2 protein-coding genes are annotated in these 1,243 nt (G+C 36.9%); one reads left to right on the top strand and one right to left on the bottom strand.

All coding sequences use genetic code 11. The annotated features are described in order from the left end of the window. Positions 1-347: hypothetical protein (locus HMPREF2959_RS12775; protein ID WP_246829032.1), on the top strand; the 347-nt coding region annotated here is incomplete at its 5' end. Here the strand turns inward: HMPREF2959_RS12775 and HMPREF2959_RS03730 are convergent. Next, entirely contained in the window at positions 266-1,066 is an 801-nt protein-coding gene (locus tag HMPREF2959_RS03730; RefSeq protein WP_002212588.1) for a cation efflux transmembrane domain-containing protein, read from the bottom strand. The genes HMPREF2959_RS12775 and HMPREF2959_RS03730 overlap by 82 nt on opposite strands. Positions 1,067-1,243: the final 177 nt, after the last annotated feature.

Raw genomic sequence — 1,243 nt, 5'->3', positions numbered from 1 at the left:
TTAGGGGATTTTGGGGAATTTTGCAAAGGTCTCCGTCTGAGATTTGGTCAAATCCAAAGGCGACATTCTTAGACCCTGTGTGTAAATCAGGGGTATTTTTGCGTGAAATCGTCAAACGCTTGGATGAAGGCTTGACCAATCAAATACCAGATAAACAAACTCGCATTAACCACATTTTAAAAAATCAAGTTTTTGGAAGTACTGCCACGTATGTAGGTAGCTTTGACCGATATTTGCATAAAAACTCCTTTGCTGGTGAAAGGAATTATTTTGCCAATTTTAAAATATTTCTGGCACCAAATAGTACAATGACAAAGACAATCATGCCAATGATTAAATCAGGATAGCTAGAATGAGTCAATAACGTCAATGCTCCCGCCGCTATCACACCGATATTGATGATAATGTCATTGGATGTAAAAATCATGCTGGCTTTGATATGGATTTCTTTATTTTGATTTTTGCTCAGTAGATATAAGCACAGCCAGTTTGCAATCAATGCCAAAAATGCCGTGCCAATCATCAGTTGATAATTGGGCAGCTGCTCAGCACCGATAAAACGCCTAATCACTTCTATCACCCCAAATAACGCCAATATTATCTGCGTTATCCCCGCCAAAAATGCCACACGTTTTTTATACGCCAGCGTCATACCAATGGCTGATAGCGCCAATATATAGACAAAGCTGTCCGCCAGCATATCTAGACTATCAGCAATCAGCCCCATAGAATTAGCAAAAATACCAACCGAACACTCTATGATAAAAAACACAAAGTTAATCATGAGCACTTGATATAATAATCTTTTTTCTAAGTGCTCATCAGGCTTGTTAAACACTATCTTATCAACAATCACTTCGGTGGAAATGATATGACTATCAAAATTAAGCGGTTCAAGTACTTGTAAAATCGTTGTATCTTGATTATCGTGATAGACGGTTAAGCACCGCCCAGCAATATCAAACTGTAATTCATAAATATCAGACACATCTTTTAAACGCATGCGAATGAGCTGTTCTTCGGACGGGCAGTCCATTTTGGTAATGTTAAAAATGGTCTTTTTCATCTATTTAGTTCCTTGTTTTGATCAGGTTGGCTCAAATAAATCTGTGTTTATATTGCTGCTTGGTAATTTTTGGATGGTTTGAGTAAATTGATTAGGTTAAAATTTACCTTTGGAAGTACCGCCACGCATAATAGTTTAGATATGTTTATAATCTCTGGATAAAAAAACGTAATAAGT

The sequence above is a fragment of the Neisseria sp. HMSC070F02 genome, assembly GCF_001814225.1.
Lineage (GTDB): Bacteria > Pseudomonadota > Gammaproteobacteria > Burkholderiales > Neisseriaceae > Neisseria > Neisseria meningitidis.
The sequence above is the reverse complement of the archived record's forward strand: the minus strand, read 5'-3'. Positions and strand labels throughout refer to the sequence as shown.